This is a genomic window from Nocardia sp. NBC_01499 (genome assembly GCF_045040275.1).
In the GTDB taxonomy this organism is placed as follows: Bacteria; Actinomycetota; Actinomycetes; order Mycobacteriales; family Mycobacteriaceae; genus Nocardia.
This window is the reverse complement of record NZ_CP109426.1, coordinates 7,074,320-7,098,070: the sequence shown is the minus strand read 5'-3', so window position 1 is coordinate 7,098,070 and position 23,751 is coordinate 7,074,320. Positions and strand designations below refer to the sequence as shown.

The 23,751-nt window shown below is 66.9% G+C and carries 26 protein-coding genes; 18 read left to right on the top strand and 8 right to left on the bottom strand.

Annotated elements, in window-relative coordinates; genetic code table 11:
- Positions 1–361: 361 nt before the first annotated feature.
- Entirely contained in the window at positions 362–2,260 is a 1,899-nt protein-coding gene (typA, locus tag OG203_RS32535; RefSeq protein ID WP_405161050.1) for a translational GTPase TypA, read from the bottom strand.
- 153 nt (positions 2,261–2,413) lie between these two features.
- Here typA and OG203_RS32530 point away from each other — a divergent pair, with 153 nt between their 5' ends.
- Positions 2,414–2,590: a hypothetical protein gene (locus OG203_RS32530; protein ID WP_167489963.1), complete on the top strand. Its 177-nt coding sequence runs from the start codon at positions 2,414–2,416 to the stop codon at positions 2,588–2,590.
- Between the two features lie 96 nt (positions 2,591–2,686).
- The gene (locus tag OG203_RS32525) at positions 2,687–2,980 is read left to right on the top strand and encodes a 4a-hydroxytetrahydrobiopterin dehydratase (protein WP_405161049.1); all 294 of its coding nucleotides are present in this window, start codon (positions 2,687–2,689) and stop codon (positions 2,978–2,980) included.
- 10 nt (positions 2,981–2,990) lie between these two features.
- On the opposite strand, the gene OG203_RS32520 is transcribed toward OG203_RS32525, so the two are convergent.
- Positions 2,991–4,259: a mannosyltransferase gene (locus tag OG203_RS32520; protein WP_405161048.1), complete on the bottom strand. Its 1,269-nt coding sequence runs from the start codon at positions 4,257–4,259 to the stop codon at positions 2,991–2,993.
- Positions 4,260–4,559: 300 nt separating this feature from the next.
- On the opposite strand from OG203_RS32520, the gene OG203_RS32515 reads away from it, so the two are divergent.
- On the top strand, positions 4,560–5,345 hold the full coding sequence (locus OG203_RS32515) for a hypothetical protein (RefSeq protein ID WP_405161047.1): 786 nt from the start codon (positions 4,560–4,562) through the stop codon (positions 5,343–5,345).
- 109 nt (positions 5,346–5,454) lie between these two features.
- Positions 5,455–5,811, top strand: a complete 357-nt coding sequence (locus OG203_RS32510; protein WP_405161046.1) for a hypothetical protein — start codon at positions 5,455–5,457, stop codon at positions 5,809–5,811.
- 10 nt (positions 5,812–5,821) lie between these two features.
- On the opposite strand, the gene OG203_RS32505 is transcribed toward OG203_RS32510, so the two are convergent.
- The 3 genes from OG203_RS32505 to OG203_RS32495 all read right to left on the bottom strand — a co-directional run bounded on the left by OG203_RS32505 (position 5,822) and on the right by OG203_RS32495 (position 8,829).
- Entirely contained in the window at positions 5,822–6,529 is a 708-nt protein-coding gene (locus OG203_RS32505; protein ID WP_405161045.1) for a DUF1906 domain-containing protein, read from the bottom strand.
- Positions 6,530–6,734: 205 nt separating this feature from the next.
- Complete coding sequence (locus tag OG203_RS32500) at positions 6,735–7,862, bottom strand: hypothetical protein (protein ID WP_405161044.1); 1,128 nt, start codon at positions 7,860–7,862, stop codon at positions 6,735–6,737.
- A gap of 310 nt (positions 7,863–8,172) precedes the next feature.
- The gene (locus OG203_RS32495; RefSeq protein WP_405161043.1) at positions 8,173–8,829 is read right to left on the bottom strand and encodes a CHAP domain-containing protein; all 657 of its coding nucleotides are present in this window, start codon (positions 8,827–8,829) and stop codon (positions 8,173–8,175) included.
- 153 nt (positions 8,830–8,982) lie between these two features.
- Here OG203_RS32495 and OG203_RS32490 point away from each other — a divergent pair, with 153 nt between their 5' ends.
- From OG203_RS32490 to OG203_RS32460, 7 genes are all read left to right on the top strand, one after another.
- The gene (locus tag OG203_RS32490) at positions 8,983–9,246 is read left to right on the top strand and encodes a type II toxin-antitoxin system VapB family antitoxin (RefSeq protein WP_405161042.1); all 264 of its coding nucleotides are present in this window, start codon (positions 8,983–8,985) and stop codon (positions 9,244–9,246) included.
- Positions 9,243–9,635 (top strand): type II toxin-antitoxin system VapC family toxin, encoded by a 393-nt coding sequence (locus OG203_RS32485; protein WP_405161041.1) that lies wholly within the window; start codon positions 9,243–9,245, stop codon positions 9,633–9,635. The genes OG203_RS32490 and OG203_RS32485 overlap by 4 nt, the downstream gene beginning before the upstream one ends.
- 113 nt (positions 9,636–9,748) lie before the next feature.
- Positions 9,749–10,399 (top strand): ABC transporter permease, encoded by a 651-nt coding sequence (locus OG203_RS32480; RefSeq protein WP_405168074.1) that lies wholly within the window; start codon positions 9,749–9,751, stop codon positions 10,397–10,399.
- Entirely contained in the window at positions 10,392–11,591 is a 1,200-nt protein-coding gene (locus OG203_RS32475) for an ABC transporter ATP-binding protein (protein ID WP_405161040.1), read from the top strand. Before OG203_RS32480 ends, OG203_RS32475 begins: the two co-directional genes overlap by 8 nt.
- Complete coding sequence (locus OG203_RS32470) at positions 11,588–12,370, top strand: ABC transporter permease (protein ID WP_405161039.1); 783 nt, start codon at positions 11,588–11,590, stop codon at positions 12,368–12,370. Before OG203_RS32475 ends, OG203_RS32470 begins: the two co-directional genes overlap by 4 nt.
- Positions 12,367–13,338, top strand: a complete 972-nt coding sequence (locus OG203_RS32465; RefSeq protein WP_405161038.1) for a glycine betaine ABC transporter substrate-binding protein — start codon at positions 12,367–12,369, stop codon at positions 13,336–13,338. The genes OG203_RS32470 and OG203_RS32465 overlap by 4 nt, the downstream gene beginning before the upstream one ends.
- 195 nt (positions 13,339–13,533) lie before the next feature.
- Complete coding sequence (locus OG203_RS32460) at positions 13,534–14,184, top strand: HD domain-containing protein (RefSeq protein ID WP_405161037.1); 651 nt, start codon at positions 13,534–13,536, stop codon at positions 14,182–14,184.
- A gap of 58 nt (positions 14,185–14,242) precedes the next feature.
- Here OG203_RS32460 and OG203_RS32455 read toward each other — a convergent pair whose 3' ends face one another.
- The gene (locus OG203_RS32455; protein WP_405161036.1) at positions 14,243–15,700 is read right to left on the bottom strand and encodes an MFS transporter; all 1,458 of its coding nucleotides are present in this window, start codon (positions 15,698–15,700) and stop codon (positions 14,243–14,245) included.
- 74 nt (positions 15,701–15,774) lie between these two features.
- On the opposite strand from OG203_RS32455, the gene OG203_RS32450 reads away from it, so the two are divergent.
- A complete protein-coding gene (locus OG203_RS32450) occupies positions 15,775–16,257 on the top strand; it encodes a MarR family winged helix-turn-helix transcriptional regulator (protein WP_405161035.1) in 483 nt (160 codons plus the stop codon).
- Here OG203_RS32450 and OG203_RS32445 read toward each other — a convergent pair whose 3' ends face one another.
- A complete protein-coding gene (locus tag OG203_RS32445) occupies positions 16,258–17,247 on the bottom strand; it encodes an Lrp/AsnC family transcriptional regulator (protein ID WP_405161034.1) in 990 nt (329 codons plus the stop codon).
- Between the two features lie 144 nt (positions 17,248–17,391).
- On the opposite strand from OG203_RS32445, the gene OG203_RS32440 reads away from it, so the two are divergent.
- The 6 genes from OG203_RS32440 to OG203_RS32415 all read left to right on the top strand — a co-directional run bounded on the left by OG203_RS32440 (position 17,392) and on the right by OG203_RS32415 (position 22,419).
- Positions 17,392–18,252, top strand: a complete 861-nt coding sequence (locus tag OG203_RS32440; protein WP_405161033.1) for an NAD(P)H-binding protein — start codon at positions 17,392–17,394, stop codon at positions 18,250–18,252.
- Positions 18,253–18,298: 46 nt separating this feature from the next.
- Positions 18,299–18,919, top strand: a complete 621-nt coding sequence (locus OG203_RS32435) for a hypothetical protein (protein ID WP_405161032.1) — start codon at positions 18,299–18,301, stop codon at positions 18,917–18,919.
- A gap of 132 nt (positions 18,920–19,051) precedes the next feature.
- Positions 19,052–19,369, top strand: a complete 318-nt coding sequence (locus OG203_RS32430; RefSeq protein ID WP_405161031.1) for a hypothetical protein — start codon at positions 19,052–19,054, stop codon at positions 19,367–19,369.
- Positions 19,370–19,468: 99 nt separating this feature from the next.
- A complete protein-coding gene (locus OG203_RS32425) occupies positions 19,469–21,319 on the top strand; it encodes a lipase family protein (protein ID WP_405161030.1) in 1,851 nt (616 codons plus the stop codon).
- A 48-nt stretch (positions 21,320–21,367) separates the two neighbouring features.
- Positions 21,368–21,676 (top strand): type II toxin-antitoxin system prevent-host-death family antitoxin, encoded by a 309-nt coding sequence (locus OG203_RS32420; protein ID WP_405161029.1) that lies wholly within the window; start codon positions 21,368–21,370, stop codon positions 21,674–21,676.
- Entirely contained in the window at positions 21,673–22,419 is a 747-nt protein-coding gene (locus OG203_RS32415; RefSeq protein WP_405161028.1) for a type II toxin-antitoxin system RelE/ParE family toxin, read from the top strand. Before OG203_RS32420 ends, OG203_RS32415 begins: the two co-directional genes overlap by 4 nt.
- 32 nt (positions 22,420–22,451) lie before the next feature.
- Here the strand turns inward: OG203_RS32415 and OG203_RS32410 are convergent, their stop codons facing one another.
- On the bottom strand, positions 22,452–23,429 hold the full coding sequence (locus tag OG203_RS32410; protein ID WP_405161027.1) for a hypothetical protein: 978 nt from the start codon (positions 23,427–23,429) through the stop codon (positions 22,452–22,454).
- Positions 23,430–23,751: the final 322 nt, after the last annotated feature.

Genomic DNA, 23,751 nt, shown 5'->3' with positions numbered 1-23,751 from the left:
TCCTGCCCATGTTGAGGGGGTCTCGACACCGCAATGCGAGCCGGGACGATGCGCGCAAATTGTGTGAACACAGCGCTCGGCAAACGGTCGGCATTCTCGCCGAAAAAGCGGCTCGACGATCGCGTCAGCGCCTGGGCGTTGTCCAGAACGCTTGCCTATCACCGGCATTCGGCACTGAGGACGACCAGCTGATCAGCGCGGGAATCAAGCGAAATCTTCAACGCCGACGCGTGCGCTATTCACCTATGCCGACCTCCAAAATTCCCGATGAATTCAATCCCGGTTTTGCGGCGGCCGGAATTCCAACGGCAAACGGGATCCCAGCGTCGGAAACGCCGGAATCCCGTTGCGGTGGAAACGATCAGAGTGCGGCGCGGTCCCGTGCCTTGCGGCGCGACAGTTCGCGACCACGCTCGGTGGCGCCGAGGATCACCTTGCGCACCCGGACCACCTCCGGCGTGACCTCGACGCACTCGTCGTCGGCACAGAACTCCATCGCGGCTTCCAGGTCGAGGTGCAGCGGCTTGGCCAGCGTCTCGAACACGTCGGCGGTCGCGCTGCGCATGTTGGTCAGCTTCTTCTCGCGCGTCACGTTGATGTCGAGATCCTCGGCGCGCGGGTTGATCCCGACAACCATGCCCTCGTAGGTGTCCGCGCCCGGCTCGACGAAGAACTGGCCGCGATCGGAGAGCTGGATCATCGCGAACGGCGTCACCGAGCCCGCCCGGTCGGAGACCAGCGCGCCGGTGTGCCTGGCCCGGATCTCGCCCGCCCACGGCGCGTAGCCGTGCGAGACGGCGTTGGCGATACCGGTGCCTCGGGTGTCGGTGAGGAAGTCGGTACGGAAACCGATCAGGCCGCGCGAGGGGACGATGAACTCGATGCGCACCCAGCCCGCGCTGTGGTTGGCCATCTGGACCATCTTGCCCTTGCGGGCGGCCAGCAGCTGCGTGACGGCGCCAAGGTATTCGTCAGGGCAGTCGATGGTCAGCTCTTCGTACGGCTCGTGCACCTTGCCGTCGACCAGCCTGGTGACCACCTGCGGCTTGCCGACGGTCAGCTCGAAGCCTTCGCGGCGCATCTGCTCGACCAGAATGGCCAGCGCCAGCTCACCGCGGCCCTGCACCTCCCAGGCGTCCGGGCGGCCGATGTCGAGCACGCGCAGCGAGACGTTGCCGACCAGCTCCTGGTCCAGACGCGACTTCACCATGCGCGCGGTCAGCTTGTGGCCCTTGACCCGGCCGACCAGCGGCGAGGTGTTGGTGCCGATGGTCACCGAGATCGCGGGCTGATCGACCGTGATGTGCGGCAGCGCGACCGGGTGCTCCACATCGGCGAGGGTGTCGCCGATCATGATGTCCGGGATACCGGCGATCGCGACGATATCGCCCGCGATCGCGATCTCGCCTGGCTGGCGCTCGACGCCGATGGTCTGCAGCAGCTCGGTGATCTTGACGGTCTTGACGCCGTCGGCGTGCATCCAGGCGACGTTCTGGCCCTTGCGCAGCTCGCCCGCGTAGATGCGGACCAGCGCGAGGCGGCCGAGGAAGGCCGAGGCGTCGAGGTTGGTGACGTGTGCCTGCAGCGGCGCGTCCCGGTTGCTCTTGGGGGCCGGGATGCTTTCCATCAGCACCTCGAACAGCGCGTCCAGGTTCTCCGCGTCCGGCTCGTGCCCGTTCTCGGGACGCTCCTTGGACGCCTTGCCCGCGCGGCCCGAGGCGTAGAGCACCGGCAGGTCGAGCGCGAGCTCGGCGGCCTCGGCGGCGGAGTCGTCCAGATCGGAGGCCAGGTCGAGCAGCAGGTCGTGGCTTTCCTCGACGACCTCCTCGATCCTGGCGTCGGGGCGGTCGGTCTTGTTGACGACCAGGATCACCGGCAGCGACGCGGCGAGTGCCTTACGCAGCACGAACCGGGTCTGCGGCAGCGGGCCCTCGGAGGCGTCGACCAGCAGCACGACGCCGTCGACCATGGAGAGGCCGCGTTCGACCTCACCACCGAAGTCGGCGTGGCCCGGTGTGTCGATCACGTTGATGACGGTGACGGAACCATCCGGGTGGTGCTTATGCACCGCGGTGTTCTTCGCGAGAATGGTGATGCCCTTCTCGCGCTCCAGGTCGCCAGAGTCCATCACCCGGTCGACGAGCTCGGCTCGCTCGGCGAATGCGCCGGATTGGCGGAGCATGGCGTCGACCAGCGTCGTCTTACCGTGGTCGACGTGGGCCACGATGGCGACGTTGCGAAAATCGCGCGCAGACGACACGCTGAATCCTCCTGCTGTTAGGTGTAGGTACCGGCCGACCCCTGCAAACAGGTGGAGAATCGAAACTCACCGGGCATTGCGGCCATATACACCCTACCTGTGTTCGGGTCACCCCTCCGCTTCAGGCGTGTTACTAAGGGTATGCTAACCGACATGGGCAAGGTCAAGGCTAAGCAGGTTTCGAGTCTGAAACCGAAGAAGAAGTGCTGTCGCAAAAAGACGCGCTGCGTGAAATGCCCTGTGGTCATTATGCGTATGAAGAAGTGCGAAGCCGCAGGCATCTGCGGCAAAGACCTGAAGAAGGCGCTCAAGCAGGCGCGCGCCGCCTGAGGTTTTCGACCCCGTCCGAGGGTCCGCGGACCCCGCTGCGCGCGACCGTTCCGGTAATGACGGACATCACTCCCGGCACAGGAGTAGAACCGGGTTATGAGCGCCCCGTTGCTGACCGAAACCGAACTCACCGAGTCACTGACCGACCTGCCCGACTGGACCAGGGACGGCGACGTCCTGTCCCGCACCGTCCAAGCGCCGAGCTTCCTCGCCGGCATCGAACTCGTCCGGCAGGTCGCCGAGGCGGCCGAGGCCGCCAACCATCATCCCGACATAGACATCCGCTGGCGCAAGATCAGCTTCGCGCTGTCCACCCATGATTCCGGCGGTCTCACCGCGCTGGACGTCGAGCTGGCACGCACGATCGATCGGCTCGCGCAGTTCAGCTGAAACCTAGGATCTAGGCGGCGCGCGCTTGGCCCTCGGTGGCCGCGCGCGCCGCTTCGGTCTCGTCCTGCTTCGCGCGGCGGCCGAACTTGATCACCCAGACGAAGAAGACCAGCGACCCGATCACGTCCACCGTGCCGAGCCAGGCCAGCACCGCCGGTCGTGGGATGGTCCAGATGGAGTCCTGGAAGAACGACAGGATCCACGGCACCCCGATCAGCGTGTTCACCAGCCAGTAGCCCGCGACGATCTTGGCGCCGGGTGCCCGCCGCAGCGGTCCGTAGAGCAGCCACAGCACCGTCGGCAGCAGCCAAACCCAGTGGTGCGACCAGGAAATGGGCGAGACGAGCAGCCCGAACAGCTGCACCATGATCAGCGTGCCCATCCGGTCGTCCGGCTCGAGCACCCGCCAGGCCAGCACCGCGAGCACCGCGACAACCAGCACGCCGGCGATCCACCACGGGCCCGATTGCACGTCGTGGCCGAGGATTCGGCTCAGCGCGCCGCGCAGCGACTGGTTCCACACCGAGCCGACCGGGCCGATCCGGTCAGCGTCACCGATCAGCGTGCCGAAGTACCGCCGCGCCTCGTGCGGGTTGATCAAAAAACTGATCCCGACCGTCGCGCCGAACACCAGCGCCGACCACACCACGGTCTCCCAGCGCCGCCTGGCGACGAAGTACAGACCGGTGATCGCCGGTGTCAGTTTGATGCCTGCGATGACACCGACCAGCCCGCCGGACAGCCACCATCGCGAACTGCGCACCGCGATCATCGCGCCGAGCACGAGGAAGACATTGACCTGGCCGTAATCGATGGTGGTCCGCACCGGCTCCATCCACATGCCGAGCGCGGTCCAGCCGACCGTCGCGGCCTGCCAGCCCGGCTCGCGCATCCGCTCCGCGCCGAGGATCAACTCCAGCGCGATGCGCACGACGCCATAGAGCGCGGCGACGGTGGCAAGCAGCCAGCCGACAGCGACGGCCGTGAACGGCAGATAGTGCAGTGGGAAGAACACCAGCGCGGCGAACGGTGGATAGGTGAACGGCAGCGGGAAGTCCGGGGTCTTCTCCGCGTAGGTGAAGTCGTAGAGCCGGTCGGTGAGCAGCGACGCGGATCCATCCACATACACGTGCAGGTCGACGACGTTGATCCCGTTCTTGTTCAAGAACATCCAGAGCAGCCGTGCCAGCACGGACAGACCGAGTGCCGAGACAGCCCATCGGAGTTGACGGTTCAAATCGCAGGCTTTCGACTCGGGTGCGGTGCGTCGGCCAGGCACCCGGCGATGCGAGTGTTCGGCGACAAGAGTGGACGGCTCCGACTACATTAACCGCAGCGACGATCTAGATCGTCGCGCCCTCGTATCATGAGATCCCTCCCGAATCACTGATAACATTTGCATCACCTTTCACACCAGTAACACCTGTTTCACGCTACCGTCTGATAACACTGATCGTCCGCACCACCTGTAGGGGCACCGCAGCTGTACACATAGCCGCGATATCCCTAGAGTGACCCCCGAAACGATGGATTTTCAGCATCGGCCCCAGATGTAACCGAGGTAAGGACGGCTAGACCAGTGCTTCGCACCCGAGGATCGCGGATTGCATTGTCCGCGCTCGCCATCGCGGCGAGTGCCACGCTTGCCGCGCCGACGATGGCAGTCGCGGCGCCCGCGCCCGCGCCCGCTGCGACCCCGAACACCGTGCCGATGGTCCCGGAGGGTGTCCCGATCGACGCCCTCGCCGCCCTGGCCCCCGCGATCGTCGGCTCGATCGCCGGTCCCGCCGATATCGGTGCGGGCCCGCAGTCGGCCATCCTCGATCAGGCCCGCAAGCTGCTCGCGACGCTGAACCTGCCGCCGCAGATCAAGTCGACACTGGAAAAGGTCATCACCTTCCTCGATGGCAGCGGTGGCGGTGGCCCCGAGCTGCCGCAGGAGGGCCCGGTCATCGCCCAGTTCCTCTACCCGACCATCGGTAAGGGCTGCATCGGCCCGACCGCCGACTCGGTCGGCACCGCGCTCGCCGTATCGGGCCCGGCCCAGCTGCCGCCGCCCGGACCCGCGGCCGGTCAGGCCGGGTTCGTTTTCACCGCGCTCGGCACCAAAGCGCCTACGGCGGTACAGAATCCGCCGATGTCGGTGCAGTGGATGAACCTGGACACCCGCCAGTCCGGCAACCTGCCGCTGACCGACGAGGCCAAGATCAACCCGGGCGGCCCGGCCACCCTGTCCGCGATCGCCGACACCGGTTCCGGCCGGATCGTCGCGGTCATCTCCGGCTCGCTGACCACCAAGGCCGACGACGCCGACCCGAGGACCTGCTCGTTCCTGCCGACGCTCGGTTTCTTCACCGTCGCGTGATTCTCGACTGAAGGCGGCGCCCCTACTCCGGGTCGCCGCCTTGTCGTCGCTACGTGCGAATCGCCGCGATGACGCGTGCGTGGGTGGCGATTGTGGTAAACCGCTAACTATGGCGATCGAACATTCGATACGGCCCGGCCACTGCATCCGCAGCAAGCGTTCGCATCGATCGATACTGTCCTTCCGATCCGAGGGCTCGATCCTGTCCATCGGCTCCGCCTACTCGATCCTCTCGATCGGCAGCGTGGGCTCGGTGTTGTCGATCGGCTCGGTCGGTTCGTTCGGGTCGGCCATCTCCTCGTTCTCGTTCACCAGCCTCGGCTCGGCGTTCTCCGGCCTGTCCCGCTGGTCGCTGCTCTCCTGGCTCGGCGATCACGAGGCACCGGACTCCCGCCCGACCCTGCGGGTCGTACCCGACGACGAGCCCGACCTGCGCGTAGCACCGCTCAGCCACTCGCAAACCTAGGTCCGGCGGCTCACCACTGCCCGTACTCGGCGGCCAGCGCGCGGTTGAGGTCGACCCCGATACCGTCGATCGAGCGCTTGTCGATTTCGAACTGGTGCAGATGCGCGGCGGGGTGCACGACCCCGTTGGAGCCCCAATTGTGTTGCCAGTACCAGGAACCAAGTCCGGCGGCGCGGGCGAGCTCGATGGTGGGTGCGTTGGCGTACATGCCGGTGTTCTCCTTGCCGAGCACCGACTGCCAGCCGAGCAGGTAGGGCGCGATCATGGTGGCGAAGTCGACCGGGGTCGGGTTGTCGTCGATGGCGGCGTAGATCGGCACGTCATCGGGTCCGCCTGCGGCGCGATGCAGGTCGAGCCCGCGCTGGGCGTGCTTCTTGCCCGCTTCCAGTCCGCCGCGCCAGTCCGCGGTCGGCCCCTTGCCGAACTGGTAGCAGGACACGATCCGCAGATCCGCCGCGTGCAACTCGTCGACTTCGTTGGCGCGCAGCGGTTTTCCTTCCATCCATTCCGCGCCTGGCCGCCGGTCGGAGACGTACCTGATCACGCCGCGATGCCCGGCGTCCTTGATCGATTCGGCCGACGGCACCCCGCCCGCGTAATCGATCAAGGTGCCGAAATCGGCGGCGGCGGCGGGTTTCGCGGTAGCGGTGAGGCCGATCGCGGCAGCGGCGGCGGCGTACCCGAATAGCTCACGCCGGGATACAGAAATGGAACGCATCGCAGGACTCCTTCGCGCGACCCCAACCATAGACGGCAGCGTGCCCGGCGCACCTTCCCCAAACATTCAACGCGCGCCGGGAGCCTTCGAACGTGTACTCATTTCACCATATTCACATGTGAACCGCTAGACCCACGGGACATACCCTTTCACACTGGTCACACGAGATAACAGCAATATGCTCGCCGGATGCTGATATAGACGCCTAACCAATGCCGTCGATGCGGGCGGCCACGTCGATGGTTCGGCCGGAGCTGTCCGCAAGCTCTTTGCCGACGACCCCCGCGACCTGGGCGATCACCTGTTTCTTGATGCCGGCCAGCGCGCCGAGCGTCGCCGCGCGCACGCCGTGCGCCTTGAACTCCAGTCGGATGTCGTCGGGGTCGGGCGGCGGCACGTCGATGACGACGAGCAGCGGGTCGGCGGCGCGTGCGGTCAATACCAGCGGCACCTCGACGTCGGCCCGATAGCGGTTGGCCTTCAGCACGTCGACGGTGATGTCCAGGCTGACCGGCAGCGTCATGTCGAAAGCCCGTGGCGTGTCCGTCTTGTCGTCCAGTTGCGGCACTCGAACGCTGCCCCGAACGGTGACGGTCGCCGATTTGCCAGGCCCGGTCTTGAGCGGGCCGACCTCGATCGGCCGTCCCGCCATCTTCTCCACCACGTCGAACACCCGGTCCCGCGTCACGATCCGCGAGAAGAACCGGTGCCCGAATTCGTCGTAGCCGATCCAGTCGAACTCCGCCTGCTCCCGATGCTCCGACCGGGTGCCGCTCACGATGGCCTCGATATCGAAGACTCGGCTGCGGCGCGCCTGCGGATCGGCGAGCATGCCGTTCACCCGGGCGGCGACCTCGCGCTGTACCAGCCCGGCGATCGGGTCGAGCAACCATTCCCACGCCGAGTCCACCGCCTGCGCGCGCAGCACGAAGCTGACGTCGCGCTGGGTGATCGGCGGGATGTCGATGACGATCAGCAGCGGGTCGGCGGTGCGCGCGTGCAAGGTCAGGTCGATTTCGACGCGTGCCTCCAGGCGCAATTTCTTGCCGCCGAGCATCACCTTCAGTGCCAACGACACCGGAACGGTGACCTCGAACGTGACGTGCGGGCCGCTGTGCAACACCTCCGGCTTGCCGACCTTGCCCTCGGCGACAAAGCCCGCGAGACCGGCCGGGCCGAGGGAGAACGGGCCGATCGACAAGCCGCGGCCGGTCATCCCGGACACCGCGGCCTCGATCCGGTCCTTCGTCACCGCGTGCGTGACGAAGCGCTCGCCGAAGTCGGCGTAGTCGATCCAGGCGGGATCGCTGCTCGTTTCGTCGGTCGGCTGCATCAGATGTTCCGGAACCCTCACCTCTCGATGGACAACCGACACGGTACGCGACCGACATTGCCCAGAACTTGCGCGAGGCTGACATGATCGGGTCAAGCGCGGACGCGGTTGCGCACAGTAACCACGCAGCGCTCCCGATCATGTCGACAAGGACACTGAACCCGAGATCCCCGTCCTGCCGATGAGGGGGAGGCAGGGCGGGGACCGGTGACGGCGCTGCCGGGCGCCGTCACTATCCATCGTAGGGCTATCACGCGCGCCTATCGGCCGCGCGCACCAACCAGCCACCGCCGTTGGCAGGCAATACTTCTCACAATCGCCCGAATCCGACGATCCCCGGCACCTCGGCCAGCGCGAATGTGTGAACGCTGACCTGCCCGAACTCGTTGCCGCCGATGGTCGTCACCACCCCGGCGCCGGATGTCAGCACAATGTTCGTGTGCTGGCCGAACGGGCTGGTGTCGCCGTACATCAGCACGTCACCTGTGCGCGGCTGGTAGCTGCCGATCGGGGCGAATCGTCCGGTGCTCGCGTAGTACTCCTGCAACGTGTAGACGCCGGGGATCCGCCACGAACCCGAATTCGGGTTCGCCAGCGGCACACCGGATTCCCGCATCACCCAGCTCACGAAGTCCGCGCACCAGGGTTCGCTCGCCCCTTCGGCGTACTTGCCGCCCGAACCCGGACTACGAAACTCCCGCGCCGTCACCGCGACCACCTTGGCCTGCGTCTGGTCGAGGGTCGAGGTGTCGATCGCGGGGAACGTGGTGCTGCGCTGGCCGACGATCGCCGCCGGGTTCGCATGGTCCTGCCACCAACGGACCCCAACCACTCCGGCGGCCGCGAGCGCGATCACCACCAAACCCACCACGAGCCACAGACCCGGCCGCCGACCCGAACGGCCGTGCCGGGCACCTTCGCTGCGGGGTCGCAGCCGATGCGAGCCTCTGACCTGCTGTTCCGACATCTCTCCCCCGGTTCGTCATGAGCGTGGGCCGGTCTCGACCCTTGCTGACTTGGACGAACGAGGAGCCCGAACGGTTCCCTCGAAAAAACCATTTCCGCCAACGATGTAGCTCAGGTATAGTCTCTACCACCCCAGTCCAGAAGGGTAGAACCTATGGGCCTGAATATAAAAAACGAGAGAGTGCACGGCTTGGTGCGTGAAGCAGCGGAGCGGATGGGGATGTCGCAAACCGGCGTTATCGAGGAGGCACTGAAACGCATGTTGAAAGAACTGGATGCCGAGCACGAGGCGGCACAACAGTCGCGCAAGGCGCGACTCTGGGAAATCGTTGCGGATATCGACGCCAGGATGACCCCGGAGACACGAACATTACTGACCACCGATGATCTCTACGACGATCAGGGGATGCCCGCATGATCGTCGACGCATCAGCCCTGCTCGCCATCATCAACCGGGAACCAGAGCGCGGCAGCTTCATCGACGCACTCGATTCGGCCGAGAGCCGATCGATGTCGGTGGTCAACCACTTCGAAGTGGCGATCAAGGTGGATCGCAATCCGGACCCGATCATCGCGCGGCGCTTCGCGGAGTTGATCGACGACGGAGACATCGAACTCGCTCCGGTCTCGCTGGAGCAGGCCGCCATAGCCCGGGCCGCGTATCGCGATTTCGGCAAGGGCAGCGGACATAAGGCACAGCTCAACCTCGGCGACTGCTTCGCCTACGCACTCGCCACCGTTAAAAAGAAGCCACTGCTCTACAAGGGCAACGACTTCGTGCACACCGATATCCGATCCGCGGTCTGACCTCGGAGCTCGAGTAAGGACGGTATTCCGGGCGGCGCACCGTCGGAATACCGTCCGGCCGAACGAAATCCGCGCTACCCTCCCAGAACACCGGGCGACGGGGAGGTACGACGCTGGACACGCTGTGGACTTTCGTAGTACACCGGCGACAGCAGCTGCTCATCGACTCCTACTTGCATGTGTCGGCGGTGCTGCAGTCGGTGCTGATCGCGACCATCGTCGCGGTGCTGATCGGCATACTGGTGCACCGCAGCCCGCTCGGCTCCTCGATCGCGACGGCGGTCACGAGCGCCATCCTCACGGTGCCCTCGTTCGCGCTGCTCGGCCTGCTGATTCCGGTGCTCGGCCTCGGCGTCGCCCCGACCGTCACCGCGCTGGTGGTCTACGCCCTGCTGCCGATCCTGCGCAACACGATCATCGGCCTTTCCTCGGTGGATCCCGCGGTGACCGACGCGGCCCGCGGTGTCGGCATGAACAGACTGCGGATACTCACCGCCATCGAACTCCCCCTCGCCTGGCCCGCCATCCTGGCCGGAATACGGGTCAGCACCCAGCTGCTCATGGGCATTCTCGCCATCGCCGCGTACGCCAAGGGACCTGGGCTCGGCAACCTCATCTTCTCCGGCCTTGCCCGCCTCGGCAGCCCGAACGCAGTGCCACAGGCCCTGGTCGGCACAGTGCTGATCGTCGTACTCGCGCTCGTGCTTGACGCGATCTACGTCCTCGTCGGACGTCTCACCACCCCGAGGGGAATCCGTGACTGACACCGAAACCCGTTCCGGCGGCATCGAATCGGCGGTGTCCGGCGAGGAGATCGTGCTCGACGCCGTCACCAAACGGTATCCGGGCCAACGCGATCCGGCCGTCGACGAGGTGTCGATGACCATCCCGGCGGGCGAAATCGTCGTGCTCGTCGGGCCTTCCGGCTGCGGCAAGACCACCACCATGCGGATGATCAACCGGTTGATCGAGCCGACCTCGGGCACCATCACCATCGGCGGCCGCGACGCCGCGTCGATGAATCCCGACGAGCTGCGCCGCGGCATCGGCTACTCCATCCAGCAGGCCGGACTGTTCCCGCACATGACGGTCGCCAAGAACGTCGCGACGGTGCCCGGCCTGATCGGCTGGAACCGCAAGAAGATCGCCGCACGCACCGACGAGATGCTCGACCTGGTCGGCCTCGACCCCGACACCTATCGCCACCGCTACCCCCGCCAGCTCTCCGGCGGCCAGCAGCAGCGCGTCGGGGTCGCCCGCGCGCTCGCCGCCGACCCGCCGGTGCTGCTGATGGACGAGCCGTTCGGCGCGGTCGATCCGATCACCCGCGGCCTGCTGCAGGACGAATTGCTGCGGCTGCAAGGCGAATTGGGCAAAACCATCGTCTTCGTCACGCACGACTTCACCGAGGCGGTCAAGCTCGGCGACCGAATCGCGGTGCTCGGCAACCAGTCCCGCATCCTGCAGTACGACACCCCGGCGGCGATCCTCGCCGATCCGGCGGACGAGACCGTCGCTGGCTTCGTCGGCGCGGACGCCTCGCTCAAACAGCTCACGCTCACCCGGGTGAGCGATGTCGAACTGGGGCAATGCCCGACCGCCGTCGAGGACGAGCCGGTCGAGGTGTTGCGGACCGCGCTTGCCGAGCAGGACTGGCCGTGGGCGCTGGTGCTCGACAAGCAGCGGCGGCCGCTGCGCTGGGTATCCGCCGATCACCTTGCGCACGCGAACTCGTTGCGCGGCATCGGATCACCGATCGGCGAACCGCTGTCGCTGCGGTCAACGCTGCAGGACGCACTGGAGGCCTTGCTCGCCGACCAGACGGCGAACGCGGTCGTCACCGGCAAGCGCGGTGAGTACGTCGGGCTGATCACCATCGACACGCTGGTCGCGCACCTGTCGGCGATGCGCGCCGAACACGGATCCGGCCGTACCGCGGCGGGTGACGCGCCGTGACGGCGGCCATCGGAACACCGCCGGCGACCGCCGCGCCCGCCGCCCAGCGCCGGGCCGAGCGGATCCGGCTGATCGCCCAGCCGGTGATCGTGCTGCTGCTCACCGCGGGCGTGCTGGTGTGGGCGTTCGATCGGGACCTGACCACCACCCAGCAGGCCAGTCTCAACGCCCGCAATATCGTGTCCGTCACCTGGCAGCACATCCTGATCTCGGCGACCGTCGTCCTGATCGTCATCGCCGTCGCGGTGCCGCTCGGCACGGTGCTCACCCGGCCCGGATACCGCCGTCTCGCACCGGTTTTCGTCGGCATCGCCAATATCGGCGCGGCCGCACCGGCCATCGGCCTGATCGTGCTGTGCTACCTCGCCACCCGCACCACCGGCTTCTGGATCGGTGTCGCGCCGATCGCGTTCTATTCGCTGCTTCCGGTGCTGCGCAACACCATCCTCGGCTACCAGCAGGTGGATCAGACGCTCACCGACGCCGGGCGCGGACAGGGCATGTCGGCGGTAACGGTGTTGCGACGCATCGAGTTTCCCCTTGCCGTGCCCTACATCCTGGCCGGCTTGCGTACCTCGCTTGTGCTCGCGGTCGGCACCGCGACGCTGTCTTTCCTGGTGAGCGCGGGCGGTCTCGGCATCCTGATCGACACCGGCTACAAGCTGCGCGACAATGTCACACTCGTGGTCGGCGCTGTTCTCGCGGTCGCGCTCGCCCTGCTTGTCGACTGGCTCGGCGCGCTGGCCGAGCAGTTCCTCGGGCCGAGGGGGCTGAAGTGAAGCGGTGGCGTGGTCTGGCGCTGGCGGCCGGGCTGGTGCTGGTAGCGGCCTGCGGCCTGGAATCCGGTGGTGCGGTGCCCCTTTCGGTGGGTCCGGGCAGCATCGGTCCGGTCCCTGAGCTCAACGGCGTCCGAATCATCGTGGGGTCCAAGGACTTCACCGAGCAGAACATCCTCGGTTACCTCATCGAGTTCGCCATGTCGGCGGCGGGCGCGCAGGTGCGGGACCTGACGAACATCCAGGGCTCCAACAGTCTTCGCGACGCCCAGCTGCACGGCCAGATCGACGTCGCCTACGACTACACCGGCACCGGCTGGGTCAACTACCTCGGCAAGGAAACCCCCGTCCCGGACGAGGTCGGCCAATTCGATGCCGTCCGCGACGCCGACCTCGCCGCACACGGCATGGTGTGGGCCGACATGGCGCCGATGAACAACACCTACGCGCTGGTGATGAGCCCGGCCACCGCGCAGGAGACCGGCGTGCGGACGCTGTCGGACTACGCCGCGCTGATCGCGAAGGACCCGGGCGCCGCGACCACCTGCGTCGGCACCGAATTCAATGTGCGCCAAGACGGATACCCCGGCATGGCCCGCAAATACAACATCGATGTCAGCAAGGTGCACAAGCAGATCGTCCAGGATGCCGTGGTCTATCAGGCCACCGCCGACGCCAAGCAGTGCAAGTTCGGCTCCGTCGCCACCACCGACGGACGTATCCCCGCCCTGAATCTCGTTCTGCTGCAAGATGATCAGCGCTTCTTCCCTAAATACAATGCGGCAGTGGTGATGCGCAAGTCCTTCGCCGACGCACACCCGCAGGTCGCCACCATCCTGGCGCCGATCTCGCAGCGGCTCACCAACGAGGCCATCACCGGGCTGAATCGCCTGGTCGACCTCGAGGGCAAGGAGCCCGCCGACGTCGCCCGCGACTGGATGGTCGCCCAGGGATTCGTCACCGCCCGATGACGGTTTTGGTTGCGGTACCTCTGCGCCAGCCCCGTCGGTTGCGCACCGATCAAAGTTCCCGGCCGCCGGCAACTTCGGCTGTATCACTTCTCACGTCGCTACTCGACGTCGAATCTCCTACGCTCACAGGCAGTTTCCTGTCCAGTTTGCGTGCATCGACTCTCACTTCGAGGTCTGGTGTGAGAGAGGTCGGCTATGACCAGCGAGACAACGACGGCGCTTGCGTTGCCACAGACGCCGCTTGCCAAGGGCGTGCTCGAGCTGGCGCTGCGGGTGGAGTCACCGGCGGTCGCCAATCACAGCATCCGCAGCTTCCTGTTCGCGCAGCTCTACGCCGAGCACGCGGGGGCGAAGCCCGCTGCCGACTACGACACCGACCTACTGTTCGCCGCGTGCGTGCTGCATGACATCGGCCTCAGCGACGCGGCCAACGGCGACCTGCGCTTCGAGGTCGACGGGGCGGACAAGGCCGCGGAGTTCCTGACCGAGCGGGGCCTCGGCGCGGCCGCCGTCGACTCGGTCTGGGAGGCGATCGCGTTGCACACCTCCGAGCACATCGCCGATCGCCGCGGCACGCTGTGCCTGCTCACCAAGAATGGGATCTCACTCGACTTCGGCAGGGGCACGGAGTTCATCAGCGACGAAGTCGGCGCCGCGATCCACGACCGCTATCCGCGCCACTCGATGGCCACCTCGCTGGTGAACATCATCGTCGAGCAGGCGACGGCACGACCGGGCAAGGCACCGCTGTTCTCCCCCGCCGCCGAATTACTGCGCATACGAACACAACCGGGCGAGGCGACCGTGCTCGAGCATGCCGCCAACCACGGTCGCTGGGGCAACTGACCCTGGAAACAGCAGAGCCGACCCGGACGAATCCGGGTCGGCTCCAACAGTTCTCAGATCAGGCGTGGCCAGCGATCGGCGCCGCGTCGGGCGCCTTGCGCATCGGGATCAGCGAGGTCAGCACGATCGCGATAACGGCAGCCGCCGTGGCGATCAAGAACGTGGTGTGGAATCCGTCGCGCGACGGGAACACGTGCACGCCGAGCTGCATGGTCATGTGCGCGAGCACCACGCTCATCACGGCCGACGAGGTCGACGTGCCGACCGACCGCATGAGCGAGTTGAGCCCGTTGGCCGCGGCGGTCTCGGTGATCGGCACCGCGCCCATGATCAGGGCGGGCATCGCGGCGTAGGCGAGGCCGACACCGGCGGCGACGATCATCGACGCGACCATGATTTCCCAGACGCTGTTCATCAGCACCACCGCGCACAGGTAGCCCGCCGCGATCACCGCGGAGCCGAGCGCAAGCGTGATCTTCGGACCACGCGCCGCCGACAGCTTCGCCGACACCGGCGAGAGCAGGATCATCACGAATCCTGTTGGCGCCAGCGCCAATCCGGCGTTGACCATGGTCAGGCCGAAGCCGTAACCGGTCTGCTCGGGCGCCATCAGCAGCTGCGGGAAGGTCAGCGACATGCCGTAGAGCGCGAAGCCGACCGCGACGGAGGCGATATTGGTGAACAGCACCCGCGGCCGCGCCGAGACCCGAAGGTCGACCAGCGGCGAACGCTGCCGCAGCTCGTAGGCGCCCCAGCCGAGGAACACCACCAGCGACACCGCGAACAGGATCAGGGTCGTCGGGCTCGCCCAGCCCCAGTCCGCGCCCTTGGTGATCGGTATGAGCAAGGCCAACAGCGCGATCGAAAGACCAAGCGCGCCACCGAAATCGAACCGTGCGGGGGTGCGCACCGGCGACTCCGGCACGAAGACGAAAACCAGTGCGGCACAGATGAGGCCGAGTCCGGCGGCGGTCCAGAACAGCATGTGCCAGTCCGCGTTCTGCGCGATCGCGGCGGCGAGCGGCAGGCCGAGGGCGCCGCCGACGCCGAGCGTCGCGCTCATGATCGCCATCGCCGAGCCCACCTTCTCGGCGGGCAGCTCGTCGCGCATGATGCTGATGCCCAACGGAATAGCGCCGACCGCGGCACCCTGCAGCGAGCGCCCGACGATCTCGGGGATCAGCGAGGTGAAGGTCGCGCAGACGACCGAACCGGCGACCAGCGAGAGCAGGTTGACGAACAGCACCCGGCGCTTGCCGAACATGTCGCCGAGGCGACCGCTGATCGGGGTGAACACCGCACCCGCGAGCAGCGTGGCGGTCACCACCCAGGAGGCGTTGGACGCCGAGGTGCTCAGCAGGTCGGGCAGGGTCGGGATAATCGGGATGACCAGCGTCTGCATCAGCGAGACGACGACACCGACCATGCCGAGGGTCGCGATGAGGACGGCCGGCGATGGACGCCTTCGGTCGTCGGTATCGGAGACGGTCGAAGACGCGTCGGCAGCAACACTCACAAATGTGCACGCTACACACGTTGTGTATCGTGCACAATTGATATAGCCGTGATGAACACGACATAGTGAGGCCCATGTCCGAGAACGGTCCCGACGCCAACGCAGCGCTCACCCGCCTGGTCTTCGAGCTGACCTTGCTCGCCAGGCACTTCCCCGCGTCGCTGCTGCGCCGTCCTGGTTTCCAGCTCGACCGCTCGGCCTTCCTCATCCTGACCAGGCTCGAGTTCAGCGACGCGCTGAGCCTGCGTGAGCTGTCCGAGGCGTTCCAGCTCGATATCTCCACGATCAACCGCCAGGTCGGCGCGATGCTCAAGCAGGGGCTCGTCGACCGCGTCCCCGACCCCGATGGCGGCATCGCCCGCAAGATCCAGGCCACCGTCAAGGGCCTCGATGTGCTGGCCGCGGATCGCCTGCAGAGCCGCGAGGGCATCGGCTCGGTGGTCGCGGACTGGGCTGATACCGATGTCGATCAGCTGAGCAGGCTGATCGCGCGGTTCAACCAGTCCGTCGAGCACATCGAAGAGAACCCGTGGCCGCGGCCGCCTGAGGTGCGGTAACTAGCGACCGCCCGGCGCGGACTTCAGGCCGGAGACGGTCCGGCCGCCCGCCTTCACCGTCGCGAGGACCGGTGCGGTCTCGAGCGTCCGGATCGCCTCGAGGGTGCCGAGGCGGCCGGTGAGGTAGCGGTGCAGGGCGGCGGGGTCCTGGCACATGGCCTGGGCGACGAGGTTGGCCGAGCCGGTGGTCGCGACGACGAAGGCGAGTTCTTCGTGCCCGGCCAGTGTGGTGGCGACCGCATTGAGGTTGGCCGGGGCGACCGACATCCACAGCAGTGCCTGGATGCTCGCGCCGAAGAGCGCGTCATCGAATTCGACGTCGAAGAAGATCGCGCCGGTCGTCCGCAGGTCGGTCAGCCGTCGGGTGACCGTCGCCGGTGACCAGCCGGTCGCCGCGGCGAGCTCGGCGAGGGTGGTACGGCCGTCGCGGCTCAGCGCGTCGAGCAGGGCCGTCTCGGCGCTGGCGAGTGTCCTCGGTTGCGGGGTACCGGCGTTGACCTGAAGTTGTTGCCGCTGAGCGGCATTCAGTGCGTTGACATGACCGTGCCATACCCCGGGCCCGCCGTGGTAGGTGTGCAGCACCAGATGCGCGGACACTCCGGTGATGCCCGCCGTGCGCGGAATGTCGTGCAGCAGTAGCGATCGCGAGGTCTGTGCGCCGAGCGGCACATCGACGATGAGCAGGATCTCGGTGCCGCCCGACATCAGCTTGACCCAGGAGGTGTCGGGTCGGCGAGCCAGGGAGTTGGCGAGGTTCTGCGCGGACGCCGTTGTGGTGGTGAGCCGAACCAGCCACTGCGCCTTGCCGATTCCGCCCGCGTCCGGGAGCGCGACGACGCGCAGGCCCGCCTCGGTACGCAGTCGGCGGTACCGGCGGGCGATGGTCTGGGTCGAGACGCCGAGGACCTGGCCGATCTGACTGAACGGCGCCCTGCCGTCGATGTGCAGCGCGTGGATCAGGCCGCGGTCCACCTCGTCCAGTGTGGTCATTCCTTTCATATCACCACGCCGCATGGAAACTTTCCACTGTTTGCGAGCGGCAGGTGGATCAGTTGCCGGTTCTGGTCGCATTCTTGTTTCAGGCAGCGGGCGCTCGACAGGAACGCCCGCACCATCGAAAGAGGAAGCGACACCATGATTCTCGTAACCGGTGCCACCGGAACCGTCGGCCGCGCTGTCATCGACCAGTTGCGCGCCGCGGGCGCACAAGTTCGCGCGACCAGCCGACACCCGGCGGCCGCGCAACTGCCCGCTGACGTCGAAGTAGTCCAGGCCGACCTCGGCGACCCCACCCGAATGGCCGCCGCCATGCGCGACGCGGACCGGGTATTCCTGTTGTCCACCGGGCCCGCGATTCCCGAACACGACGCCGTCGTTGCCCGCGCGGCCGCCGAGGCGGGCATCGCGCGCCTGGTGAAGCTGTCGTCGGGCCGCACCGGCGACGACACCGCCACCGATCCCATCCCCACGTGGCATCGCGCGGGCGAACAGTCGGTGCGCGCCGCCGGTGCGCCGTGGACCATCGTGCGCCCCTTGGGATTCATGTCCAACGCGCTGCACTGGGCGGGCACGATCCGCGCGCACGGCGCCGTGTACGCGCCCTATGGCCAGGGGCGTATAGCCGTCATCGATCCGCGCGATATCGCGGCGGTCGTGACCGTCGCCCTCACCACCGATGGGCACGACGGTCAGGTGTACACACTGAGCGGACCGCAGGCGCTCTCGCCCGGTGAGCAGACCGATATCCTCGGCGACGTCCTCGGTCGTCGGCTCGAATTCGTCGAAATCGCACCGGAACAGGCACGCCAGGCGATTCTCGACCACGGCGTTCCCGCCGAGCTGGCCGACGCGATCATGGCGCTGCGGGCCACCGCGCTGGAGACGTTCACCTCCGTCGTGCACGACACCGTCGAGCGGCTCACCGGCGTGCCGCCACGCACCTTCCGGCAGTGGGTCGCCGACCATGTCGCCGAGTTCCCTTCTGCCGCAGCCTGACTCGGCCTGGACAGCGCGGTGTCGGCAACCACCGTACGATCAGGGCGTGCGGCTGGGAGTTGGGTTATTGGCCGTGTCCGTCCTCGCGGCCGGATGCGACGCAGGCGAGAGCGAGTGGTCCGACTGGACCGTCACGGTGTACTACACCGCCGTCGAGTCCTACCACGACGGACCCCGCGAAGAGGTACACGGCTGCACCGCCCTCGACTGCGTCGATTACGATGCCCAACTCGGCGACCTGCCAAGCGATTTCGTCGACGCCGTCCGCGACGAGGGCACCGGCCGAATCACCAGCGGCACCAACGCCGGCGCCTACCTGAACTGGTCCTACGACAGCGGCTTCTGGCTCGACTCGCACCCCCGCGACGCCGCCGGCGAAATCCTGGAACCCTTCCGCAGCGCCGCCGCCGACGACCTGGACCACGGCACCCTGCTTCGCCTCACCGACTGCGGCATCATCGATCCCGAAACCACCCCGACCTGCGCCAAATTCCAAGCCGCCGAATGGTCCATCGGTGACGAATTCATCCCCGGCGCGGGCGGCCCCCACCACCTCGACGTCTACGTAGGCGAAGAAACCTCCCAGGACTTCACCGAAACCCCCGACTTCGTCCTCTTCGCCGGTGCCACGGTAGAACCACTCGCCCAAGCGCCGAACGAGACATGAGGGCGGAGCTACTCGCGAACCACCTGTCTCGTTCCGTGCACGGAAGCGCCGGGCGGGCAATGTGATCCGGGGTTTGCCGGTAGCGGGGGTGCGGGCGGGGCTAGGCTCTGCGGCTGGGTCGGATCCGACGTCTTGGGAGGCGCTTCGATTCACACGAAACAACACCCATGGTGGGACAACTATCTCGTCGCGCTGATCGGGCTCGTCCTCGCGGCGGGGTTCGCGTTCGCCGCGATGACCGCGGCCGCCGGCGGGGCCTATCCGTTGGCAATTGCGCTGACGGTGCTGGCGGTTCCGTTCGCGATTCCCACCATCGTTCAAATACTCGGCGAATTGCTCATCTACTTGATGATTCCGGTCGTGCTGGTCGGATTCGTACTGTTTCTCCCGGTTCTCGCCGTCAGTCCGACGGCTCGGAAGTGGGCGCGACGGCGGTGGCACAACCGCTGAGCACCGACTGACGAAGATCACATAGATCGTTCGTTAGCCGTCCGTAGAGTTGTCGGCATCGAGCTGTGTGCCGCGTAACCGATGGACGGAGGCTCCGGTGTGACCAGCAAGGCTCGGACCTGGGACGTACGTGGAATCGCGTGGTGGCTGCCCGGGCTTGTCGTGATCGTGTCGGGTGTGTTGCTGTACTCGCCGTTCGGCGTCTCGCTGATCGAGGGACGGGTTGTCGTCACGGTCGCGATGCTGGTGCTTGCGGCGTCGGCCGCTGCTCGGTGGTGGTTGGCGCGGAGCGCGGGCTCGCCAGCTTCCGAGCCTGATCAGCTGTCGAGTCAGGAGCCGGCCCGGATCGTGCGCGCTCGACGGTTGCTGGGCGTCGAGGCTGTGCTCGCGGTCGGGTTCGGCGTCTTCGGTATCGCCGGGCTGACCATGTCGGTGTCGACGGCACTGGTGTGGGTCGGGGCATGCTGGATAGCACTCGGCAGCTGCGGGCTGGCGGCCGGGGCGCGGCGCGATGATGTCGTCGTCGCGTCGGTGGCGCTCGCGGGCTGGCAGGTGCTCGCCGGCGTGATCCTCGCGACGCTGCCGTTTCGCACGGGCCTGGATTTCACCGCGTGGACCGTCATCACGCTGGTGATCACCGGGGTGGCGATGGTGGTCCGCGGTGTCCGGCTGACCGTCCCGTTGCCGCGCGCGAGCGCGTTGCGCTGGTGGCGGCCGGCGGCGGCGACCGTGCAGCTGATCGTGCTCGCCGTGACGGTCGGCTGGTATGGGACGGTCGTCACGCAGGCCGCCCGCCAGGACGCGGAGCAAACCCGGCTGGCCGCCTTCTACGAAGTGCCACAAGGTATTTCACCCGCGGCACCGGGCACCGTGATCCGCTCGGCACCGATGTCGCTGCCCGGGGTGAACGGCCACGGCTGGCGCATCCTGTACTGGTCAGAGGACCGCCATGGCACCCCGGCGGTGTCGTCCGGCATGATCTGGACTCCGCTCACCGAGGGCACCAACCGGCCCATTCTGAACTTCGCCCACGGCACCGTCAGCCTCGGTGCCGAATGCGCGCCGAGCAGGCAGTCGCGGATCGCCGCGTCCATGCCCTGGCTCAACGACGCGCTCGGCCGCGGCTGGGTGGTCGCCGCCAGTGACTACGCGGGCGCCGCGGGCACCGGCGACGGCGAGCACTACCTCGTCGCCGCCGACCAGGGCCGCGACACCGTGAACGCCGCCCGTGCCGCCCGCAACCTGCCTGGCACCAACGCGGGCACCGACATGCTGATCTACGGCATCTCCCAGGGCGGGCTCATCTCGCTGGCCGCCGCCGCCCAAACACCCACCTACGCACCGGAACTGCACCTCGTCGCCGACGCCGCCACCGCACCGGCCTCCGATATCGCGGGCATCCTGCGCGAGCGCCCACCCCAACTCCTCAACGGCTGGGCCGTCACCCCCTTCCTCACCACCGAATACGCCAAGGTCTACCCCCACCTGGACCCCAACGCCCTGCTCACCCCCGAAGCCGCCCTGCGCAACCACGAAATCGCCGCGGCCGGTTGCGCCGCAACACCTTTCGCCGCCCTGTTCCCCCGCCTCACCGTCCTGCCCGGCATGGGCGACTACTTCAACGGCGACCCCCTCGCCGACCCCGCCTGGCGCCAGGCCTTCGAGGAAAACCGCGCCCCCGACATGCCCTCCGGTATCCCGGTCTATCTGGCCCAGGGCCTGGAAGACAAACTCGTCCCCCCGAAATTCACCGCCGCCCTCGTCAACCGCTACTGCGCCGCGGGTACCCCGGTGACCACCCAGTGGAACCCCGACGTCGGCCACGACAACGACAACGACAAAGCCGTGGCCCCCCGCGTAATCCAATGGTTCGCCGACCACCTCACCAACACCCCCACCCCCAACAACTGCGGCCAACCACTCCCCACCGGACTCACCGACGGCCACTAGCCCAACCAGCTCGTTGCAAATCTACCTAGTTCTAGGTAGATTTGCAGGATGAAGTCTGTTCGAGTGCCCATCACCACCGCATCCCGCAAAGGCGTGTCCGGGCTGGTCGCCGCGAGCGAGGAACAGCGGGTCGTGCTGACCAGCCACGGCCGACCGGTGGCCGTGGTCGATTCGGCCGACCGAATCGATGAGGACATGCGCAAGATTCGCGAAGCGAAGCTCGCAATCCTCGATGCCGCAGCCGATCTCGCATCGAAGCGGACGCGGAAGTTCGACCTCGCCGAAGTGTGCGTCCGACTGGATGTCGATGAGTCCAGGGTGCGGGCGCTGGCGGCTGAGCGAGTCGCGAATCGGTGAGGAAGGGCGAATCGTTCCCCTGCGACCAGGCAGAGATCGAATTCTCCGATGCGTTCGTCGAATACCTGGAGGATCTGCCGCCCGGCGACTGCGAATCCGTCCTCGTGGATCTGCTGACGCTGTGCGGTAATCCAGCCGGTACCCATCCGCTCAGCAATCGAGGTCCCGGGGATCGGCTGGCCGGCTGGAACACCCTCGATGTGCTCGGCAGACAGCATCGCGTCATATTTTCCAGCAGAATCGTCGATGGCGTCGGCGTCATCGAGATTCTCTGCGCCGGCCCACGCCGGGCAGACGCTGCCTATGACATGGCGAATGCCTTGATCCAGAGCGGGCAACTCACCCTCGATGAAGCCACCGAGCTGTGGCAAGCGCTGATTCTGCTCGACGTACTGACCGAAGACATCGGCCTGGACGGCTGGGACTATCGACCCGGACCAGCACCAGAAGGTCTCATCCGTACCGCCGTCGCCGCCGGGTTGCTCGATGAAACCATCGCAAGAGTGCTGTCGAAGGACGAGATCAATGCGGCAATGGCGCACGGCTGGGGTCCCGACGGTCCCGACCCCAGGGGTGCCCTACGCGCCGCATTGGCGCGCGCCCGCGCCGGCGTTGACGCCGGCGATCTGCACCGCATCGTCGTCGGCCGAGGCGAACCACGATGTGGCGCAGCGCTTCCCCGCGCCGGTGCCGCCTGCATCCGCCGCAAAGATCATCCAGGGCCGCACCGCGCCACGCCATGACGGCGCGGTACTGGGTGCTGGTTGGCTAGGCCTCAACCCTGCTGGCCGCTGCCGGGGACCCAGCCGCGGCCGACTCCGAAGGGGGTTCCACCGAGTCGGCCGCGGTCGATCTCGACGGCGGGGCGGCGACGGTATTCGGCATCGAGGATGGGTTCGACCTCTCGATCCTCGTGGACGGCCAGGCAGGGCGCGGTGAATGCGCACGCCGAGCAGTTCGCCGGTGTCGGGTTCGGGTAGAGGTGGATGTCGGAGCGGAACATATCCGACATCTCTTCGACCAATTGGGCTCCAGCAGCGTGGATTTCGGCGGGCGTGCGTCTTATGGCGGTGCGGCGGAGTCCGTCGCCTTCGGACTGGCCGATGCGGTCGGTGGTCTCCGCTGGTCGGCCCTTCACATAGATGCGGCGGGGTGACGAGACGCCGCGGCCACCGCCGCTTGGCTCATGCTGGGGTATGCCGCCGCGGCGACGCTCGGATGGCACCGGCTTTCGCTCACCACCCTGTGTCGAAAGTTCGTTGTATATCGTTCCCGCTACCTGCATTCCGTCATAGAAACGACCCCATGCCCAGCACGCCATCAACGAATCCTCTTCCAGCACAAGCTGTTCCGTTGCCGGGAAGGGCTCGTCGGTCACTCGGTGTCGGACGACCCAGTATCTGTCGTACTCATCGATGGCCAACAGGTCGATCCGCCCGGTGTAGTGGATTCCCCCACCGCTAGGACCGATCAGCCCGCGTTCGGGGTCGGCGGGATCGGGCACGATCGCGTCGAAGTCGGTCTCCACTCGAATCGGCGAGAAGCGGTCGACGGTCGGCGCCCAGGCGAAGTAGCGCTCCAGGAGCAGGTGCGCGCGATCGAGTGTCGCCTGCCAGTCGGGCTTGTCGCCGCCGATCGTTTCGCGCTGGCGGCCGAGCGAGTCATCCAACGCCTTGATCACCAGCGGCAAAACGATATTCGCGTCCCAATCCCACATTCCGGGGAAGTAGTAGACAGCGAGGGCATCGCGCACCGCCCGATCCAGATCATATGTCGTGCGCCGAAGCGGACTCAGGCACCGACGCATGGTCGCGGCAAAATCCCACTGCCGACGACACCGCTTGAATGCGGTGCGATCCACGGCACTGACCAGGTACTCCACCGCCCCGACCTCACCCCGTCCGCCGCCAAGGCCCGCCGATCAGCCACCGACGGCGACCCACATCGACATAGGCTCCCGACCGCGGCTCAGCAGTCAGGATGACGTGCAGTCCCGCGCGATCCACAGCCACCTCACAAGGGTTTTCCGGCATGGTGATTTTACCAACCATCCGTGCGTCAACGCGGCTACAGCA